Annotated in this window: 18 protein-coding genes; 5 read left to right on the top strand and 13 right to left on the bottom strand. The window is 72.1% G+C overall.

Features of this window, described 5'->3' with window-relative positions; genetic code table 11:
- Positions 1 to 41 precede the first annotated feature (41 nt).
- Positions 42 to 1,664 carry a serine/threonine-protein kinase gene (locus ABZX10_RS00605; protein WP_355533399.1) on the top strand — a complete coding sequence of 541 codons (1,623 nt, stop codon included), beginning with the start codon at positions 42 to 44 and terminating at the stop codon, positions 1,662 to 1,664.
- A gap of 12 nt (positions 1,665 to 1,676) precedes the next feature.
- Here ABZX10_RS00605 and ABZX10_RS00600 read toward each other — a convergent pair whose 3' ends face one another.
- Entirely contained in the window at positions 1,677 to 2,897 is a 1,221-nt protein-coding gene (locus ABZX10_RS00600; RefSeq protein WP_355533396.1) for a DNA polymerase III subunit delta', read from the bottom strand.
- Positions 2,898 to 2,960: 63 nt separating this feature from the next.
- On the opposite strand from ABZX10_RS00600, the gene ABZX10_RS00595 reads away from it, so the two are divergent.
- Positions 2,961 to 4,490 (top strand): adenylate/guanylate cyclase domain-containing protein, encoded by a 1,530-nt coding sequence (locus tag ABZX10_RS00595; protein ID WP_355533393.1) that lies wholly within the window; start codon positions 2,961 to 2,963, stop codon positions 4,488 to 4,490.
- A gap of 558 nt (positions 4,491 to 5,048) precedes the next feature.
- Here the strand turns inward: ABZX10_RS00595 and topA are convergent.
- The 3 genes from topA to ABZX10_RS00580 form a co-directional block, all read right to left on the bottom strand.
- Positions 5,049 to 8,000 (bottom strand): type I DNA topoisomerase, encoded by a 2,952-nt coding sequence (gene topA / locus ABZX10_RS00590; RefSeq protein WP_355533390.1) that lies wholly within the window; start codon positions 7,998 to 8,000, stop codon positions 5,049 to 5,051.
- Positions 8,001 to 8,165: 165 nt separating this feature from the next.
- The gene (locus ABZX10_RS00585; protein ID WP_355533387.1) at positions 8,166 to 8,744 is read right to left on the bottom strand and encodes a hypothetical protein; all 579 of its coding nucleotides are present in this window, start codon (positions 8,742 to 8,744) and stop codon (positions 8,166 to 8,168) included.
- 133 nt (positions 8,745 to 8,877) lie between these two features.
- The gene (locus ABZX10_RS00580) at positions 8,878 to 9,081 is read right to left on the bottom strand and encodes a cold-shock protein (protein ID WP_068523077.1); all 204 of its coding nucleotides are present in this window, start codon (positions 9,079 to 9,081) and stop codon (positions 8,878 to 8,880) included.
- 367 nt (positions 9,082 to 9,448) lie between these two features.
- On the opposite strand from ABZX10_RS00580, the gene ABZX10_RS00575 reads away from it, so the two are divergent.
- Positions 9,449 to 11,767 carry a DEAD/DEAH box helicase gene (locus ABZX10_RS00575; protein ID WP_355533382.1) on the top strand — a complete coding sequence of 773 codons (2,319 nt, stop codon included), beginning with the start codon at positions 9,449 to 9,451 and terminating at the stop codon, positions 11,765 to 11,767.
- Complete coding sequence (locus ABZX10_RS00570; protein WP_355533379.1) at positions 11,760 to 11,993, top strand: hypothetical protein; 234 nt, start codon at positions 11,760 to 11,762, stop codon at positions 11,991 to 11,993. Before ABZX10_RS00575 ends, ABZX10_RS00570 begins: the two co-directional genes overlap by 8 nt.
- A 23-nt stretch (positions 11,994 to 12,016) precedes the next feature.
- Here the strand turns inward: ABZX10_RS00570 and ABZX10_RS00565 are convergent, their stop codons facing one another.
- The 8 genes from ABZX10_RS00565 to ssd are packed head-to-tail and all read right to left on the bottom strand — an operon-like array spanning position 12,017 to position 16,973.
- Positions 12,017 to 12,346 (bottom strand): TfoX/Sxy family protein, encoded by a 330-nt coding sequence (locus tag ABZX10_RS00565; protein ID WP_355533376.1) that lies wholly within the window; start codon positions 12,344 to 12,346, stop codon positions 12,017 to 12,019.
- Between the two features lie 46 nt (positions 12,347 to 12,392).
- Entirely contained in the window at positions 12,393 to 12,713 is a 321-nt protein-coding gene (locus tag ABZX10_RS00560) for an Rv3654c family TadE-like protein (RefSeq protein WP_355533373.1), read from the bottom strand.
- A 50-nt stretch (positions 12,714 to 12,763) separates the two neighbouring features.
- Positions 12,764 to 13,045, bottom strand: coding sequence for a TadE family type IV pilus minor pilin (locus ABZX10_RS00555; RefSeq protein WP_355534059.1), 282 nt, complete (start codon positions 13,043 to 13,045; stop codon positions 12,764 to 12,766).
- A gap of 50 nt (positions 13,046 to 13,095) precedes the next feature.
- Positions 13,096 to 13,290 carry a DUF4244 domain-containing protein gene (locus ABZX10_RS00550; RefSeq protein WP_355533370.1) on the bottom strand — a complete coding sequence of 65 codons (195 nt, stop codon included), beginning with the start codon at positions 13,288 to 13,290 and terminating at the stop codon, positions 13,096 to 13,098.
- A 23-nt stretch (positions 13,291 to 13,313) separates the two neighbouring features.
- Positions 13,314 to 13,913: a type II secretion system F family protein gene (locus ABZX10_RS00545; RefSeq protein WP_355533367.1), complete on the bottom strand. Its 600-nt coding sequence runs from the start codon at positions 13,911 to 13,913 to the stop codon at positions 13,314 to 13,316.
- Positions 13,910 to 14,728, bottom strand: coding sequence for a type II secretion system F family protein (locus ABZX10_RS00540; RefSeq protein WP_355533364.1), 819 nt, complete (start codon positions 14,726 to 14,728; stop codon positions 13,910 to 13,912). The genes ABZX10_RS00545 and ABZX10_RS00540 overlap by 4 nt, the downstream gene beginning before the upstream one ends.
- On the bottom strand, positions 14,725 to 15,906 hold the full coding sequence (locus ABZX10_RS00535) for a TadA family conjugal transfer-associated ATPase (RefSeq protein ID WP_355533361.1): 1,182 nt from the start codon (positions 15,904 to 15,906) through the stop codon (positions 14,725 to 14,727). The genes ABZX10_RS00540 and ABZX10_RS00535 overlap by 4 nt, the downstream gene beginning before the upstream one ends.
- Positions 15,903 to 16,973, bottom strand: a complete 1,071-nt coding sequence (ssd, locus tag ABZX10_RS00530) for a septum site-determining protein Ssd (RefSeq protein ID WP_355533359.1) — start codon at positions 16,971 to 16,973, stop codon at positions 15,903 to 15,905. Before ssd ends, ABZX10_RS00535 begins: the two co-directional genes overlap by 4 nt.
- A gap of 138 nt (positions 16,974 to 17,111) precedes the next feature.
- Here ssd and ABZX10_RS00525 point away from each other — a divergent pair, with 138 nt between their 5' ends.
- Positions 17,112 to 17,942, top strand: coding sequence for an HAD-IB family hydrolase (locus ABZX10_RS00525; RefSeq protein ID WP_355533356.1), 831 nt, complete (start codon positions 17,112 to 17,114; stop codon positions 17,940 to 17,942).
- A gap of 488 nt (positions 17,943 to 18,430) precedes the next feature.
- Here the strand turns inward: ABZX10_RS00525 and ABZX10_RS00520 are convergent, their stop codons facing one another.
- Positions 18,431 to 19,168: an oxidoreductase gene (locus ABZX10_RS00520; RefSeq protein WP_355533353.1), complete on the bottom strand. Its 738-nt coding sequence runs from the start codon at positions 19,166 to 19,168 to the stop codon at positions 18,431 to 18,433.
- Between the last annotated feature and the right edge of the window lie 34 nt (positions 19,169 to 19,202).

Genomic DNA, 19,202 nt, shown 5'->3' with positions numbered 1-19,202 from the left:
CTCGGTGCGGTCGACGGGCGGTCCGGTGTGAGGGGGAGTGGATGAACGAGCAGCAGGTCGCGGGCTATCGCGTGATCCGCAAACTCGGCGGCGGCGGGATGGGCGAGGTGTACCTCGTCCAGCATCCGCGACTCCCCCGGCAGGACGCCCTCAAGCTGCTGCACACGTCCGTGAGCAGCAACCCGCAGTACAAGGCACGATTCGAGCGCGAGGCGTATGTCCTCGCCCAGCTCAACCACCGCAACATCATCCACCTGTACGACCGCGGCGAGGTCGACGGCCGGCTCTGGATCACGATGGAGTACGTCGCCGGGCCGGACACCGCGCAGATGCTCGCCCAGCGCGGGCCGATGCCCCTGCCTCTCGCCATCGACATCGCCGACGGTGCGGGGGCGGCCCTCGACTACGCCTACCGGCAGGCGCGGATCACCCACCGCGACGTCAAACCCGCCAACATCCTCGTGGCCTTCGACGCCGACGGTACGCCGCAGGTCAAGCTCGCCGATTTCGGCATCGCGAAGGCCGCGGGAGAGGCGGTCGGCGTCACCTCGACGGGCATCACGGTCGGCACCATGTCGTACATGTCGCCGGAGGCCTTCGACAACAAGAACCTCGACAACCGGGCCGACCTCTACTCGCTCGGCTGCACGGTGTTCGAGCTGCTCACCGGCGCTCCGCCGTTCCCCGGGGACTCCCCCGCGGCCGTCATCGCCGCACACCTGAACCAGCCCGCGCCGAAGATCACCGCTCGCAACTCAGCACTGCCGGGCCACCTCGACGCCGTCTTCCGCAAAGCCCTCGCCAAGCGACCCGAGGACCGGTACGCGACCTGCGCCGAGTTCGTCGCCGGGCTGCGCGGGGAGGCACCGTCGGGTATGCCTGCGGGGACCGCGCAGCAGCCCGTGCCCGCGTTCACCGGCGAACAGACGGGCGCCCAGGCCGGCCCCGGCACCGCGCCCCACCCGGGACCGCCGACGGGACAGTACGTCCCGACCGGCGAGTACCCGGGACCGCACACCGCGGCGCAACCCGCACCCACCCGCGCCGAGCAGCTCCCCGCCTCGGCCCGGCAACAGGCCCCCGTCGCGCCCGCCCCCGCGAGGCCCCGCAGGTGGGGCCGCGCGGTCGCCGCGCTGGTGGCCGTGGTCATCGTCGCGCTGGCGGCGGGAGTGTTCTACGTGGTGGACCGGCCCGGCACCGGGGGATCCGGTGGGGGCGGTTCGACGGTGACCGCCTCCTCGGTCACGCCCGTCTACTTCCAGGGCGGCGCCGAGGCGTCCAAGTACGCCGAGAACGTGCTCACCGGCGACAAGCCGTCGTGGCGGACCGACGACTACTTCTCCGGTCCCGGCTTCGGCGGCCTCAAGAGTGGGACGGGCCTGCTCATCACCCTGGACAAGGCGGTGTCCATCACCTCGGGCACGATCACCTCGCCCAGCGGCGGCTCGACCGTGGAGATCCGGATCGCGGACTCGTCGTCGCTCAGCTCGCTCGACGGCACGACGAAGGTTTGGAGCGGCACGCTGTCCGACGGGGCCACGCACTTCACCGCGAGCGGGGCACCGTCGTCGAAGTACGTGCTGGTGTGGATCACCGGGCTGGTGAAGGTCGCCAACGGCAAGTGGTCGACGACCCTCGCGCAGGTCCAGTTCAGCGGGAAGTAGCGCAGCGGCCGCTCAGCGGCGGTGATCGCGCAGCGCGGAGGAGACGCCGGCGGCCATCGCGTCGAGCGCGACGACCGGCTTGACGTTGAGGTCGATGGCCGCGCGGCACTCGAGGATCGACTCGACGCACCGCAGCAGCCCCTCGGGGCGGGCGAAGCCGGCGAGGCGGCGGGTCTGCTCGGCCTCGTCGGGATGCATGAGGGTGACCCGGGCGCCCGTGCCCTGGACCAACGCGTCGCGGAACAGGGCCGCGAGGTCGATGAGCGCGCGATCGAGCGCGTCGCGCACCGCGCGGGTGCCGCGAGCCTTCTGCCGCTTCTCCAGGTCCTTGAGCTGGCCGGCCGAGCCGCGCATCACGCCCGCGGTGCCCCGGCCACTGCCGCCCGCGCCGAGCGCCGTCTTCAGCTCCTCGGTCTCGCGCTCGTTGAGATCGGCGTTGATCTCCTTGGCGGTGTTCTCCGCGTCACGCAGGAGCTGCTCGACGACCCCGTACACGCCCTCCGAGGTGGCGGCACGGGCCAGCCCGAGCGCCTGTTTGCGCTGCTTCTGCGCCTCGGGGTCCGTCGCGAGGCGTTTGGCCCGGCCGACATGGCCGCCGGACACCCCGGCGGCCCAGGCGGCCCGGTCGGGGTCGATGCCGTCGCGCTCGAGCACCGCGGCGATCGCAGGCGCCGAGGGTGTGACGAGCGGCACGTGCCGGCAGCGGGACTTCAGGGTGACGGAGATGTCCTCCGGATCGACCGTCGGCGCGCAGAGCAGCACGATCGTCTGTCCCGGCGGCTCCTCGACCATCTTGAGCAGTGCGTTGCCGGCCTGCTCCGTGAGGCGGTCGGCGTCCTCGATGAGCACGATCTGCCAGTGCCCGACGGACGGCCGCCGCGACGCGTCGGCCACCACCTCGCGCATCTGTTTGACCGCGATGGACAGCCCGTCGGGGGCGATGGACCGCACGTCGGCATGGGTTCCGGCCAACACCGTCGTGCAGGCGCGGCAGCGTCCGCACCCGGGCTCGTCCGGATCTTCGCATTGCAGCGCCGCCGCGAGCGCGCGCGCCGCGACGGACCGGCCGGAACCGGGCGGCCCGGTGAACAGCCACGCGTGCGTCATGGCCGATCCGGCGAGGTCCGCGACCGTGCCCCCACTCGCGACGACCTCCCGCGCGGCCGTCGCCGCGGCTCGGAGGCCGATCACCACCGCTTCCTGCCCCACCAGGCGATCGAACACTGAGCTCACCCCCTCAGCTTAGCCATCCGACTGGCACTCCCCCGATCACACAGCGCAGGCTAAGTTGGAGCGGTGGCAGCACCGAAGAGCAGACTCAGTCGCGCACTGCGACTGGCGCGGTGGCTAGCCAAGACGCCCTGGCCGATCTTCGCGCTGGACATCCTGCGATCGAACATCCTGGGCGCCGTTTTCGTGTTCGGCTTCCTGCGGTTCGCGCTGCCGGTCCAGCAGTCGGTGCAGTTGCAGCAGATCAGCGGCGTCAATCTGTTGGTGTTCGTCACGTACCTGATCATCGCCAGCCTGGCCGGGATGCTGATCGGCCTGTGGATGGTGCTGCCGGTGCTGCGCTGGCACCGCCGCAGCGCACCCCATGACCCCGAGATCTCGCGTCGAGCGCTCGCGATCCCCGGGCGCATGGCGTTCATGCAGGCCGTGCTGTGGCTGGTGGGCGGCGCGATCTTCGTGGTGATCAACTTCACCAGCTCACGCGGGATCCCCATCGTCATCGCGATGACGGTGCTGCTGGGCGCGACCACCACGTGCGCGCTGAGCTACATGCAGACGGAGCGGGTGCTGCGGCCCATCACCGTCGCTGCACTGGCCCAGGAACCGCAGGGCACGGCCGGACTGTCCGTGACGACGCGGATCCTGCTGAGCTGGGTGCTGGGCACCGCGACCCCGATCGTGGGCATCATCATGGTCGTCGTCTCGCAGGAGACCGGCGTGATCGACCCGGACGCGCGTACCGTCGTCAATCCCGTGCTGCTGCTGTCGGTCGTGGCCCTGGGTGCGGGCCTGCTCGGCACCGTGCGCGCGGCGAAGTCGATCGGCGACCCGATCAGCGACCTGTTCCGCGCGCAGCGCAGGGTGCGGGGCGGCGACTTCACCGCGTCGGTGAAGATCTACGACTCCAGCGAGCTGGGCCTGCTGCAGGCCGGGTTCAACGACATGGTGCACGACCTCGCCGAGCGGCAGCGGATGCGCGACATGTTCGGCCGGTACGTGGGCGAGGACGTCGCCCGTCAGGCGCTCGAGCACGGCACCCACCTCGGCGGCGAGATCCAGGAGGTGGGCGTCCTCTTCGTCGACCTGGTGGGTTCCACGAAGCTCGCCGTCACCGAGGAGCCCGCCGCGGTCGTGGACCTGCTCAACGACTTCTTCAAGGTGGTCGTGGATCTGGTCGACCTGCACGGCGGCTTCGTCAACAAGTTCCAGGGCGACGCGGCGCTGGCGATCTTCGGCGCCCCGCTGCCGCACCCGGACGCCGCAGGAGCCGCGCTGGCGGCGGCGCGGGAGATGCGGTTCCAGCTCAGCGACGTGCTCGGCGGCACCGGCTTCGGGATCGGCGTCTCCGCCGGTCAGGTGGTCGCCGGACACATCGGCGCGCGCGCCCGGTTCGAGTACACGGTGATCGGCGACCCGGTCAACGAGGCCGCCCGGATCACGGAGATCGCGAAGTCGGAGCCCTCGTCGTTGCTCGCCGCAGGCCGGGCAGTCGAGGCGTCGACGCCCGCCGAGCAGGCCCTGTGGGTCCTCGGCGAGGCCATCGAACTGCGTGGGCGCGGACAGCTCACCCAACTGGCGCGCCCCATCGAGGACTGAGACCCGCTGGACGCGCACGCTGGACGGTGCGCCCGACTGCTGGGCAAGGGCGGGCGCGGCACAGGGTGTGGTCGATCCGAACACCGATGCGCCGGACGCATCACCTAAATACCTGCAGGTCAAGACTAGTATCTCCGCAGCCTGCCATGCGCGCCGTGCATACCTCTGCGCCCGATGACCGGGCAACACGCTCGGCGACACCCCGGGTGCGTCCGCTTCATCCCCGTCGCGCCGTGGCGGTCCCGGTGTGCGTCGGCCGCTGAGTAGCGGCGCCGCCTACGGCCGTCCCCCGCGCCGCGTTCACTCCCCCACCGAACACCGCCCCTGCGCTAGGGGGGTCGACTGTGCCCCGCGCGCCGTTCACGCCCCGCCGGACGCCGTGACCATGCAGCCGGGGTATGCGTTTGCGTATGCGGGCGACCGCGACAACGCTTCTGAACTGCGCATTCGCACGCGACGCGTCCCGCGCATCACTACCGGAACGGCATCATCCCCCGCGCAAGCGCACGCCATCGACTACCCGGCGTGCCGCCGAGCCCGACGACGGTCAAACCCCGATCAGGTCGCGTCGGTGGAGGTCGCCTTCGCCGCGGTGGTCTTCTTCGCGACGGTCTTCTTCGCCGCCGTCGTCTTCGTGGCCACGGTCTTCTTCGCCGCCGTCTTGGTGGCCGCGGTCTTCTTCGCGGGCGCCTTCTTCGCGGGCGCCTTCTTCGCCGGTGCCTTCTTGGCCGCCGCCTTCTTGGTGGCCTTCTTCTTCACCGGACCGCGAGCACGACGATCCGCGAGCAGCTCGGAGGCGCGCTCGTCGGTGATCGTCGCGACCTCGTCCCCCTTGCGGAGCGAGGCGTTGGTCTCACCGTCGGTGACGTACGGACCGAACCGGCCGTCCTTGATGACCATCGCGGTGCCGGACACAGGGTCGTTGCCCAGCTCGCGCAGCGGCGGCGCGGCGGCCGCACCGCGGCCCCGGCGCTTGGGCTCCGCGTACAGCTTGAGCGCCTCCTCGAGGGTCACCGTGAACATCTGATCCTCGGTGGCCAGCGAGCGGGAGTCGGTGCCCTTCTTCAGGTACGGCCCGTAGCGGCCGTTCTGGGCGGTGATCTCCTCCTTGGACTCGGGATCGACACCCACGACACGGGGCAGCGACAGCAGCCGCAGCGCGTCCTCGAGCGTGACGGTCTCGATGTCCATCGTCTTGAGCAGCGAGCCGGTGCGCGGCTTCGGGCCCTCGACCTTCTTCTTCCGCGTCTTCGGCTTCGCTTTGGCGGCGCCTGTCTCATCGAGCTCCTCGGCGTCCGCGGTGTCCTCGTCGGGCGCCGGGAGCAGCTCGGTGACGTAGGGGCCGAACCGGCCCTCCTTGGCGACGATCTCGTGGCCGGTGGCCGGGTCGACGCCGAGCGGGCGGCCGTCCTGCGGGGTCGCGAACAGCTTCTCCGCGACCTCCTCGGTGAGCTCGTCGGGCGTCATGGACGCCATGATGTTGGCGCGCTGGACCGTCGGTTCCCCGGCACCGTCGGCCGGTGCGACGGTGCGCTCGAGGTACGGGCCGTACCGCCCCACCCGCACGTAGACGACGTTGCCGTCGGTGTCGGTGTAGAGCGGGATCGAGTTGATCTCGCGGGCGTCGATCGCGTCGAGGTTCTCGGCGACGAGGTTCTTGAGCCCGGGTGAGACGCGCTCAGTGCCGTTCGGCTCGACCAGGTCGGAACCGAAGTAGAACCGGGTGAGCCAGTCGACGCGACCCTCGCGACCGCCCGCGATCTCGTCGAGGTCGTCCTCCATCGAGGCGGTGAAGTTGTAGTCGACGAGGCCGCCGAAGTGGCCCTCGAGCAGGCCGATCACAGCGAAGGCCACCCACTGCGGGACGAGGGCGTTGCCCTTCTTCACGACATAGCCGCGGTCCTGGATGGTCTTGATGATCGACGCGTAGGTCGACGGTCGGCCGATGCCCAGTTCCTCGAGCGTCTTCACCAGGGAGGCCTCGGTGAAGCGGGCGGGCGGGCTGGTCACGTGGTCGGCGGCGGTCAGTTCGGCGGCCGTGATGGCCTGCCCGGTGACCAGCTGCGGCAGGCGCGACTCGGCGTCGTCGGCCTCGCCGCCGGCCTGGTCGTCGACGGTCTCGACGTAGGCCGAGAGGAAGCCGGGGAAGGTGATGGTGCGGCCCGACGCGGCGAACTCGCAGTTCTCGCCCGACGAGGCCGTGCCGCCGATCCGCAGGCTGAGGGTGGTGCCCTTGACGTCGGCCATCTGCGAGGCGACGGTGCGCTGCCAGATCAGCTCGTAGAGCCGGAACTCGTCGGAGTTCAGCACCGACGCCAGCGCGCCCGGCGTCTGGAAGGTCTCGCCGGCGGGGCGGATCGCCTCGTGCGCCTCCTGCGCGTTCTTCACCTTGCGCGTGTACTGGCGCGGCGTGGGGTGCACGAATTCGGGCCCGTACAGCTGCCGCGCCTGGTCCCGGGCCGCAGTGATCGCGGTCTCGGAGAGCGTGGTCGAGTCGGTACGCATGTAGGTGATGTAGCCGCCCTCGTAGAGGCGCTGCGCGATCTGCATCGTGCGGTCGGTGGTGAACCGCAGTTTGCGGCCCGCCTCCTGCTGCAGGGTCGAGGTCATGAAGGGCGCGTAGGGCTTGCGCGTGTAGGGCTTCTCCTCGACCGAGGTCACCGTCAGGCTTGCGCCCTGCAGGCTCGCCACCAGGGCGTTCGCCCGGGCACCGTCGAGCACGGTGATCCCGGCGGGCTTGCGGAGCTGACCCGTGGCGTCGAAGTCGCGGCCGGTGGCGACGCGGTCGCCGTCGACGGTGACCAGGCGTGCGCCGAAGGTGCGCGGCGTCGCGTCGGCGCCGGCGTCGAGCTGCGCGGCGATATCCCAGTAGCCGGCGGTGCGGAAAGCGATGCGCTCGCGCTCCCGGTCGACGATGATGCGGGTCGCGACGGACTGCACGCGGCCCGCGGACAGGCCCTGGTTGACCTTGCGCCACAGCACGGGGCTGACCTCGTAGCCGTAGAGGCGGTCGAGGATGCGGCGGGTCTCCTGCGCGTCGACGAGGTTCATGTCGAGCTCGCGCGGCTCCTGGGCGGCGGCGAGGATAGCCTGCTGGGTGATCTCGTGGAAGACCATCCGCTTGACCGGGACCTTCGGCTTGAGCACCTCCTGCAGGTGCCACGCGATGGCCTCGCCCTCGCGGTCACCGTCCGTCGCGAGGTAGAGCTCGTCGGCCTGCTTGAGCAGCGACTTCAGCTCGGAGACGGTGGAGCGCTTGCTCGCGGAGGTGACGTAGTGGGCCTCGAAGTCGTGGTCGACGTCGACGCCGAGGCGCGCCCACGGTTTGCCCTGGTCGGCCTCGGGGAGCGGGTTGTCCCGGCTCGGGAGGTCGCGGATGTGGCCCATCGACGCGCGGACGGTGTAGTTCGGCCCCAGGAAGTCGCCGATCTTCTTGCCCTTGGCCGGGGACTCCACGATCACCAGACGCTGCAGGCCGTCTCCTGCCGCTGCCTTCCCACGTGCCGCCATCGACCCTCCTGATCTGTTCCGGTGGCACCTGCGTCACCACCAACGACCCCTCGCGTCACCTACGACGCAGCGGCCACTCCGGTACGCATTCTGCCGCACCTTTCGCCCCACCTTATATACAGGGTCCGTCGCACGCCTCGCGGAATACTCGCAGTCGGCCCAGACCTACGGCTGAGGCCAGTGCTCGGCGGCGCCGGGATGCGCGGGCGGGTCGCCGATGCTCTCCCGCAGGCGCAGCAGCCGACGATGCCCGGAGACCCGCAACGCGGGTTTCGTCCCGCGCGTGCCCACGAGGGTGGGGGCGACCCCGGCACGCATCAGCGCGGTCGCGAGGACGGGTGCGCTCTCGGGGGCGTGCGGGTCGAGGTGGAGCAGGTAGTGCACCCCGTCGACGTCGCCCGCGGCCAGCGCCCAGGCGCGCAGGGCCCGCGGTCCGGGCACCCAGGTCGACGGTGCCGTCTTCACCGCGCCGCGCGTCCACGCCAGCGACATGGGCTGCAATTCGGGCGCGGCGAGGGTCCGGACCAGCGGAGTCCCCTCTTCGGAGACGCCCTGCTGGGCACGCAGCCCCGCCTCCTCGATCATCGCGGCGATGGCATCGGCGCGCCACTGGTCCGGGACGACCACGGACACGCGGGCGCTGCCGCCCAGCTGCACGATCTGTCCCGACGCAGCCAGTAGACCGGCCAGGTCGCGCGGCGACGGCTCGGTCTGCTCCGCGGAGAACAGTGACAGTTGGGACACGTGATGAGCCTAGAGCCCCGTGGTGCGACAGAGCTCCGTCGACACGGGAAACGTGACCGAAATGCACAACGCCCCTCCGCTGTGACAGCGGAGGGGCGTTGCGAGAAACGCTTATCGCGTGGTGCGGGGTTTCTTAGAGGGCGCGGACGCCGGTGGCCTGCGGGCCCTTGGTGCCCTGGCCGACCTCGAACTCCACGAGCTGGTTCTCCTCGAGGGTACGGAAGCCGTTGCCCTGGATCTCCGAGTAGTGGACGAACACGTCATCCGAGCCGTCGGCCGGTGCGATGAAGCCGAAGCCCTTCTCCGCGTTGAACCACTTCACAGTTCCCTGTGCCATTGAGATGTTTCCTAACTTGTCTAACTACCGGTGTAGGAACCGTTCCCCGAGTGGGGTGCGACTCCTGGCCGGTTCCGGCCGCCATACTTTCTGGAGCCGTTTGCGGAGACCGCACACAAAAACCTTCAGTACCACGCCCGCAACATCGATCCCCCGATGGTCCTCTAGGACCCCCGGCGGGAGCTGCGACCACATACAGTCAATCACGATTTCCAGGCGAGCGACAGCGGGCGGCGGGAATTTCGCCTGCCGTTAACCCTCCGTCCCACCCGCCGATCGCCCGTTCGAGCCGCCGCTAGACTGGACGGCGCTCGCCGTCACCGCCCCCGCGGTCGCCGGTGCACGTTTCGAAGCGAGGTCTGACACGGTGGAGCACAATACCTTCGGGCGCGAGCTCCTCGCCAGGATCCAGGCCGGCGCGGGCTCCGGGGCCGAGAGCCTGACCCATGTCGCCGACATCCCGTCACGGCGCGCGGAATTCGCCGACTGGCCCTCGTGGGTTCCGCCCCGCCTGCGGAACGGGCTCATCGACGAGGGGGTCCAGCGGCCCTGGCGGCATCAGGCCGAGGCGGCGGAACACGCGTACGCGGGCCGGCACACGGTGATCTCCACGGGCACCGCATCGGGCAAATCGCTCGCCTACCAGCTGCCGGTGCTCGCAGCGCTCGCCGACGATCCGCGCGCGACGGTGCTGTACCTCTCCCCCACGAAGGCGCTCGGCACGGACCAGCACCGGGCCGCGGTTCGCCTGACCACGGAGTATGGCCCGAGCGACGCCTCGCCCGCCATGTACGACGGCGACACCTCGCAGGAGATGCGGCGCTGGGCGCGGTCGGACAGCCGCTGGGTGTTCACGAACCCGGACATGGTGCACGTGGGACTGCTTCCGCGGCATGCGAAGTGGGCGCGATTCCTGCGCGGCCTGCGCTACGTGGTGGTCGACGAGTGTCACCACTACCGCGGGGTGTTCGGCTCGCACACCGCGCTGGTGCTGCGACGCCTGTTGCGGGTAGCGGCGAAGTACGGCGCCACGCCGACGGTGATCTGCGCGTCCGCCACCACATCCGATCCCGGCGGCGCGGCGTCCCGGCTGATCGGCGCCGACTGTGTTGCCGTGACCGAGGATTCGTCACCGCACGGACCGCGCACCGTCGTGCTGTGGGAGCCCCCGCTCCTGCCCGACCTGGAGGGTGAGAACGGCGCGCCGGTGCGCCGCGCCGCGACCACCGAGGCGGCGCGGATGCTCGCCGACCTGGTGGTCGAGGGTGCGCGCACCCTCGCGTTCGTCCGGTCCCGACGGTCCGCCGAGACCGTCGCGCTCTCCGCGCGGCGGATGCTCGCGGAGGCCACCCCGGAACTGGCCGAGCGGATCGCCGCCTACCGCGCGGGGTACCTCGCCGACGACCGGCGGGCGCTGGAGCGAGGGCTGAACGACGGTGCGCTGCTGGGCGTCGCGACCACGAACGCCCTGGAACTCGGCGTGGACATCGCCGGCCTGGACGCCGTGCTCATGGCCGGATTCCCGGGCACCGTCGCGTCCTTCTGGCAGCAGGCGGGGCGCAGCGGGCGGCGCGGGCAGGGCTCGCTGATCCTGCTGATCGCGCGTGACGACCCGCTGGACACCTACCTCGTGCACCATCCGGATTCGCTGCTCGGCAAACCGGTCGAGGCCACCATCACGGACCCGTGGAACCCGTACGTTCTGGGGCCGCAGCTGTTGTGCGCGGCGGCAGAGATCCCGCTCAGCCGAACGGAGGTGGTTTCGCTGGGCGCGGTGGACGTGGTGGGGCGGCTGGTGGCGGACGGGCTGCTCCGCGAACGTCCGGCCGGCTACTTCCTGGCCGCGGGGATCGATCCCCATGCGGGCGTGAACATCCGGGGCGGCGCGGGCAGTGAGATCCTCATCGTCGAGGAGTCCTCGGGCAGGCTGCTGGGCACGGTCGACTTCACGCGGGCGCTGTCGACGGTGCACGAGGGCGCGGTGCACGTGCACCAGGGCGAGTCCTACGTCGTCGACGAGCTCGACCTCGACGAGGGCCTGGCGCTGGTGCACGCGGAGGAGCCCGACTGGACCACCTCCGCGCGCGAGGACCTGGACGTGCACGTCACCGTCGTGCACGCGACGGAGATCCTGGGCGCGGTGGCCGTGCGGTTCGTCTCGGTCGAGGTCACCAGCCGGGTGGTGGGCTACCTGCGCACACTGCGCAGCGGCGAGGTGCTGGACGCAGCCCCGCTGGACCTGCCGGAGACCACGCTGGCGACGCGGGCGACGCTGCTCACGCTGACGCCGGAGGTCCTCGAATCGGCGGGGCTCGTCCCGGAACGCTGGCCGGGGGCGCTGCACGCCGCGGAGCACGCGGCGATCGGCCTCTTGCCACTGGTGGCGTCGTGCGACCGCTGGGACATCGGCGGCCTGTCGACCGCGCTGCACGAGGACACCGGCCTGCCGTCGATCTTCGTCTACGACGGCTACCCCGGCGGTGCGGGTTTCGCCGAGCGCGGCTACGAGTCGATCGCGACGTGGCTGGTGGCCACCCGCGATGCCGTCGCGGCCTGCGAATGCCCGTCCGGCTGTCCCTCGTGCGTGCAGTCGCCCAAGTGCGGCAACGGGAACGACCCCCTCGACAAGGCCGGCGCGGTGATCGTGCTCGACCTCGTGCTCGCGGCGGTGGCCCGCGGTGCATGATCTCCCGGAGGTCGACCCCTACGTCGAATTCGCCATGGCGCTGCCGGACGGACCACGACGCCGGCTCGGGCGGCTGCTCGAGCAACTCGTGACCCGCGACGACGGCGGCTGGACGATCTCCGGCCAGAGCGCCGACGAGTTCCTGCAGCGACACCGCGAGTACCTGCAGTCCATCATCGACACCGACTACCCCGACGCCTTTCCGGACGCGTTCCCCGCGGACTGAACGCGAACGCCGCCGGCGGGACGTCACCTGGGCGGCAGGGACCGCGCGTACTCGACGGTGCGCCGTACCCACTCCGCGAGCTCGACGTCCGAGGCCGTCGCCTCCGCCGCGAGGTCGAGCCACCCACGCATCTCCCGCCCGCGCATGACGGTGGCCCGCACGTGCGGGCCGATCAACCCGTCCGTGCTGTCCGGGTGCAGGTGGACCATCGCTTCGCCGCGGCTGTTCGCCGCGATCGCCATGTGCCCGTCGACGAGGAACGCCAACCCGCCGAACATCCGCCTCTCGGTGACCCCGGGCTCACCGTCGATAGCGTCCCGGATCCTGTCCGCGAGCCCCTCGTCGTACGCCATCGCCCCAGTGTGCGCCGGTGGACGGCGCCGCGCAGCCGGTGCGCGCCTACTCGGGACCCGCACGCGCGATGGCGACGGCCTCGCCGGACCCGAAGACCGCCAGCGACACCGGAACACTCACGCGCACGACCACCTCGAATCCGTCCACGGAACAGGCGCGCAGCGATCCCGCGTTGGCACGGGCCAGACGGTCCGCCGCCGCGCACGCCGCGTCGACGTCGATCGCACTCGCCGCACCGGCGAGTGCCGCGAGGTCGGCTGCGGCCTGGGCCCGGTGGCGCGCGGATACCGCAGCGCCGACGTCCACCACCATGACGACCACTGTGATGATCGCAGCGACCATCACCGCCGCCAGCACTGTCGCCACCCCGTCCTCCGCGCCTGCGCGCAACGGCACCGCCCGCGGCGGAGCGCAGGTCACGGCCCCGTCCCGGGCTCGACCGCCGCCACGGCGGTCGCAGACACCGTCAGGCCCGGGAGCAGTGCCACCTGGGCCCTGACCCGCACCGTGACGGTCTCGCCGTCACGGCTCACCGTCGACGACGCGCCGGGCGGCCCGACCTCGGCGACCGCACGGGACGCTCGACCGTCGTCACCCCGGGCGGCGAGCCGAGCCGCCTCCCGCGCCGCGTCGACGCACCGGACGTGCGCGGTGACGCCGACGACCGCACCGACGCTGAGCACCAGCACCGTGATCAGGCTGGCGACGGCGAACGCGGCCTCGACCGTGACCGCGCCCGCCTCGCCCGCTAGCCGGTGGAGGTGCCCAGCGCCTTGCCGATGATCGAGGTCAGACCGCTGATGATGTTGTCGCCGGTGACGACCCCGTAGAGCACCGCGCCGAACGCCGCGGCAGCGATAGTGCCTATCGCGTATTCGACGGTGCTCATCCCCTCCTCTTCCAACATGAGCTCGGTCATCTTGCACCGCAATCGAATCCACATTCCATCCCCCTTTCGTCGGGCCGCTAGAGCAGCCCCTCCCCGAGCACCTTGCCCGCGAGTCCCATCACCACCGGCACGATGCCGAGGCACACGAAGGCCGGCAGGAAACACAGCCCCAGCGGGCCCGCCACCGCGACACCCGCGCGTTCCCCCGCCGCCACGGCCCTGTCCTCGGCCTGTGCACGCTCCGTGCGCGCGAGGTCCGCCAGTCCGACCGCGGGTGGCGACCCGGCACGGGCGGACCGTCGCAGCATGCGGGTCAGTGCGACGACCTGCGGGGCCGCCGAATCGGTGCGCCAGGCGGTCTCGGCGTCGGAACCGAGCGCGAGCAGCTCCGCCGCCCGGTTCAGCACCGCCGCCAGCGCCACGGGCGCCTCGATCGCGACCGCACGCGCCGCGTCCGCCGTCGGCATGCCCGCACGCAGGCACACCGCGAACAGGTCGTACGCCGCCGCGGCGTCGAACGGGTCCGGTGTCGGCGCGCGTCGCGGGATCCGTGGGCGGTGCCGCTCTGCGCCGCCCGGGGCGTCCGCCACGAGCCGTGCCCGCGCCGCCAGCGGGAGCACGAGCAGTGCCGCCGCGAGGAGCAACAGTGCAGCCGCGAGCGGCCCGTGCCCGCTCACGTGCCGCCTCCCGACGATCCCCCGCCCGACGGGACGCCGGCGGCACCGTCGGCGATCGAGCGGGACCAGAGCAGCCCCGCGCAGGTCAGGCACGTCCCGACGACGAGCAACACGCCACCCGCGCCGGTACCGAGCAACGTACCGACGGGATCGGCGTCGATGAGCTGGCCCATCAGGACGCCCAGGACGGGGAGCGCCGCGAGCACCTGCGCGGTGGCGCGGGCACCGGCGAGAGCGGAATGCGCACGCCCGAGGTATCTTTCGCGGGATCGGAGGTCCTCACGTACCGACGCGAGCAGCTCGCCCATGCCGATGCCGTGCCTGGTCCCCGTCTCCCACGCGGCCGCGATGCGCGCCCAGGCCGCGCTCTCGGCGGCGTGCCTCCGCAGGCCGGCTGCCACGTCTCCACCGAGTTCCGCCCGCCCCGCCATCTCGGCGAAAACCGATCGCACGTGCGGATCGTCCGCATCCCGCCCCGCGGTGGCGCACGCCGCAGCCGGGTGCGCGCCGACGGACAGCTCCGCGACCATCGCATCCACGCCCGCGAGTACCGCCGAGAGCCGCGCCGCGGACTCGTTCCGCGCCCGCGTACGCGCCCACAGCTCCCGCGCGGTGCCCGCCGCCAGCGCTGCGGCGAGGGCCTGCCCCGGCCCGATCGCCAGCGCACTCACGGGGACCGCGACCACGAGCCAGCCCCACCGCACCGCTCGGCGGGCGCGGCCCGGCGCGTGCGCCGCCCGGAGCCGGGCGACACCGGCGCCACCGGGCCAGATCACCATCGCGCCGGCGAGCAGCACGAGGACCAGGCCCGTCATGACGCACCCCGCTCCGCGAGCAGCGCGGTCACCCGGTCCGCGGACTCCGTGAAACCGCCGTCGCGCTCCCAGACGGGCAGGACCCGCACGTAGCCGGATCCGCCGCGCTCGACGACGCCGATGCTACGCAGCCCGCGCCGGCCCGACGGCCAGCGGTGCACCGAGAAGACGATCTGGAACGCCGCCGCCAACTGCGCGTGCAGCGCCTCCCGACCGAGCCCACCGAGCGCGGCGAGCGCCTCGAGCCGCGCCGGGACCTCCCGCGGGGAGTTGGCGTGGACGGTGCCCGCACCACCGTCGTGGCCGGTGTTGAGCGCCGTGAGGAGATCGACGACCTCGGCGCCGCGCACCTCGCCGACCACGATCCGGTCCGGCCGCATCCGCAGAGCCTGCCGCACCAGGTCGCGGACCGTCACCTCGCCGACGCCCTCGACGTTGGCGCCGCGCGCGAGGAGCGAGACCACGTGGGGGTGCACCGGATCGAGCTCGTGCGCGTCTTCCACGCACAGCACCCGCTCGTCCGGATCCACCGCGCCGAGCAGTCCGTTGAGCAGCGTGGTCTTGCCGGAGCCGGTGCCGCCCACCACGAGGAACGCCAGCCGCGCGGCCACCACCCGGCGCACCAGGTCTGCCACCTCCGCCGGTACCGCGCCGCCGGCGATCAGCGTGTCGAGCGTCTGGGTCGCCGGCCGCAGCACGCGCAGCGAGATGCACGTGCCGCCGTGCGCCAGCGGCGGGAGCACGGCGTGCAGCCGGATACCGCTACCCGCCCGGCCGCCGGGCCCCGCCGGCAGATGTCCGTCGACCCACGGTTGCGCGTCGTCGAGGCGCCGGCCCGCGGTGAGCGCGAGCCGCGCCGCGAGGCGGCGCACGGCGTCGTCGTCCTCGAAGACGACGTCCGTGAGCTCGAGACCCGCACCCCGATCCACCCACACGCGCCGCGGGCCTACGACCAGGACGTCCGCCACCGCCGGGTCGCCGAGCAGCGGCTCGAGCCGGCCGGCGCCGACGAGCTCCGTCTCGAGGTAGGCGAGGCCGTCGAGCAGGTCGGTGTCGCCGAGGACGCCGCCGCACTCCGCGCGCAGCGCAGCAGCCATGACATCGGGGGTGAGTGCGGTGGCCGTGTGGGCGAGCCGCTCCCGCACCCTGGCGAGCAGGTCCGAATCCGGCGCGGTCACGCCGCACCCCGCCGCACGCCGTCGAGAACACGTCCGGCCGCGACTTCGAGGGGCGTGCCCCTGCGCAGGCGCAGCCCGGCACCGTCGAGCTGCTCGTCGAGGCGCGGCTGCGGGCGCATCGAGGCCAGGAGCGGCAGCCCCACGGCGCGCTCGACGTCGCGCGCCGACAGCCCGCCCGGCGACGGTCCGCGGACCACCAGTCCGACCGACCGGGCCCTGCCCGCCAGCCCGCCGGCGACCGCCCGGCCCGCCGCGCAGCCGCGGACGGTGGCCCCGACCACCACGACCACGGCATCGGCGACCTCCAAGCACGCCGAGGTGGCCGGGTCGTCGCGGCGAGGCAGGTCGACGACGGTGACGCCGACGCTGCGGCGCCCCGCGTCGATGACCGCGAGCAGGCCCTCGACGGGGATCTCAGGGACTCCTGCACCGCCGCCGGCGGACAGCACCGCGACGGCGCCGGCTCGGCCCGGCAGCGCCGCCACGAGCGCATCGGAGGGGACGTGCCCACCCCGCAGCGCAAGATCGCCCCAGCGCAGGCCCGGCAGATCCGCGCAGCCCAGCAGCAGGTCCAGGCCTCCGCCCCACGGATCCGCATCGACGGCCAGGGCCGTCACGCCCCGGCCCGGCGCCGCGACCGCGACCGCGGCGGCCAGTACCGACGCGCCCGCGCCGCCGTGCCCGCCGACGACGGCAACGACCCTGGACCGCTCACCGTCGTCCTGCTCGCGGGCGGCGAGGAACCGGGCGAGGTCCCGAACCTGCTCGGGCAGAACGAAGACCTGCGCGGCGCCCACCTCCACCGCGGCCGCGAGCTCTGCCATCCCGGCCTGCGCCGCGACGATCGCGACGCCCTCCCGACGGGGCAGGCCGCCGCTCCGCGCGGCCTCGGCCATCGCCGTGGCCGCGGCCAGGTCGAGCACCAGGCCCGCGGCGGACGCCCAGCCGGCGCGCGGGCGCCCCCGATCGATGTCCGTGACCGCACGCGCCGCCGCAGCGGCCGCGCGCCGCACATCGTCCGCCAGCGCGCTGTCGGCCACCGCCATACCGATCTCGATCCCTCGCATGGGCCCAGCATCGCCCCCTCACGCCCCGGTTCCCTCGGGTGCGGGCCGGACCTGTGGAGGAATCGCGTCGTTCGAAATACCTGTGGAGGAATCCCGGGTCCGCTCTTGCGGGGCACGGATCGACGTGGCAGCGGTAGTGTGTTCCGCGTGAGCCCAACCGCGCCCGACGAGGCCCCGGTGCGCCGGGTCGCCGCCTTCTTCGACCTGGACAAGACGATCATCGCGAAATCGTCCGCGCTGGCCTTCTCGCGTCCCTTCTTCGACGAGGGCCTCCTCAACCGCCGCGCGGTACTCAAATCGAGCTACGCACAGTTCCTCATGATGCTCACCGCAGCCGATCACGACCAGATGGAACGCATGCGCGAGCATCTGACGCAGATGACCGACGGATGGAACGTCGAACAAGTGCGCTCGATCGTGCGCGAGACCCTGCACGACGTGGTGAACCCGCTGGTGTTCGCCGAGGCTTCCGAGCTCATCGCCGGCCACCACGCCCGCGGGCACGACGTGGTGATCGTGTCGGCCTCCGGCGAGGAGATGGTCGCCCCGATCGCCGAGATGCTGGGCGCCGACTACTCCGTCGCCTCGAAGATGAAGGTCGAGGACGGCAAGTACGCCGGCGAGGTGGAGTTCTACTGCTACGGTGAGAACAAGGTGGTCGCCATGGAGGCGCTCGCCGCCGAACACGGCTACGACCTCACGCAATGCTTCGCGTACTCGGACTCGATCACCGATGTCCCGATGCTCGCCGCCGTCGGCCACCCGACCGCCGTGAACCCCGACCGCGGCCTGCGCAAAGAAGCGTCCGAGCGCGGCTGGCCCGTCGTGTCCTTCTCGAACCCCGCGCCGCTCCGAGACCGCATCCCCACGCCCTCGCGGAACTCCGTCCTCGCGACCGCCGGGCTCGGCGTGGTCGCAGCCGGCGCGGGCGTCGCGACTTACCTTGCGCTGCATCGGAAGAAGAGCTGAACCCCGATCGCGAAAGCAATCGGAGATTTTTTCCGCCACCCCCTTGATGTGACGCCGCTCACAGGGTACAAATGAATCACGGAGCGGCGCAAAGCCAGATCCTCACCGGAAGAGAAGGTCGAGGATCCCTGAGCGTCAAGGCTCCCAGCACGGACACCAGGCACCCACGCGGAGCTCGCCACCTATGGCGGAAAGCGCTGTCGGCCTGCGTCACCGGAGAGATCAGTGGTCAGCACAAGGTCTGCGGATAGTGGATCTCTCTCCGGGTACGCCGAGGCCGTAATACAGCCCACCCTCACGCACGCTTGGTAACCGGGATCCGTGCTAGCGAACGGCGATTCGGACCCGTTCTTCAGGACACACCGTCGGGTGCGCACCTGGAGCTCAGGCCGGGTCGCCGTTGCGCATGTCCGGAGTGGGTTGCGCGACCAGCGCTCGGCCACCGCGAGCGCCACTCCGTTCCCGACTGGCCACCGCGCCACACCGGTTCAGCGCTCGGCCAACGCGAGCGCTTCCACGCCACCGGCCTCCAGCGCCTGGCAGCACAACACCACCCACGCGACCACGCCGTCGGGGTCGCCCATCCCGAACGCATCCGCGGCGTCGGCGTAGCTCGGGGCGAACTTGAGCCACGTGGTCTCGGGGATCCCCAGCGCGTGCGGGTCCAGACCGGACGCCACGGTGACCAGGCGCGACGCCGCGCGGGCCACCACCCCGTCGGACACCTCGAAGGGCCGCAGCGACAGCAGCTCCCCGTGCACGACAGCCGCGACCACGGGCGCAGGCGCCTCCGTACCGCCCGTGACCAGCTGCGCGAGCAACGAGAGCCGCTCACCCGCGCCCGGCCGTGGCCGGCCGAGCCGGGAGTCGTCACCGTCGACCAGGTCGGCAGCGGCCAGGGTGTGCAGCCGGGCCAGCACCTGGAGCGGCGCCCGGCGCCACACGCCGACGCTCGCGTCCAGGAGATCGCCGTCGATCGCCTGGTAGGCGCGCATCGCCCCGGCCAGGACGGGGTCGTTGATCAGCTCATCACGACTCAGCGCCACCGCGGCACCGTCGAGTGCCGCCGACGCACGGGCGCCGCGCAATGACGATTCCGTGGCCGTAGCCCGCCACTGACGACGGTTCGCGGGATGACGGTGCACCTTCGCGAGCGCCTCCCGGGCGGCGGCGGCCGCCTCCGCGACGGCGGGGACGGCGACGAGCGGGCTCAACGGGTCGGTCATTCGACCACCCTAGCCCGCACCTCGCCGCCGCCCG

Origin of the sequence: Tsukamurella sp. NPDC003166, from assembly GCF_040611135.1 — a bacterium.
Taxonomy (GTDB): Bacteria; Actinomycetota; Actinomycetes; order Mycobacteriales; family Mycobacteriaceae; genus Tsukamurella.
The sequence above is the reverse complement of the archived record's forward strand: the minus strand, read 5'-3'. Positions and strand labels throughout refer to the sequence as shown.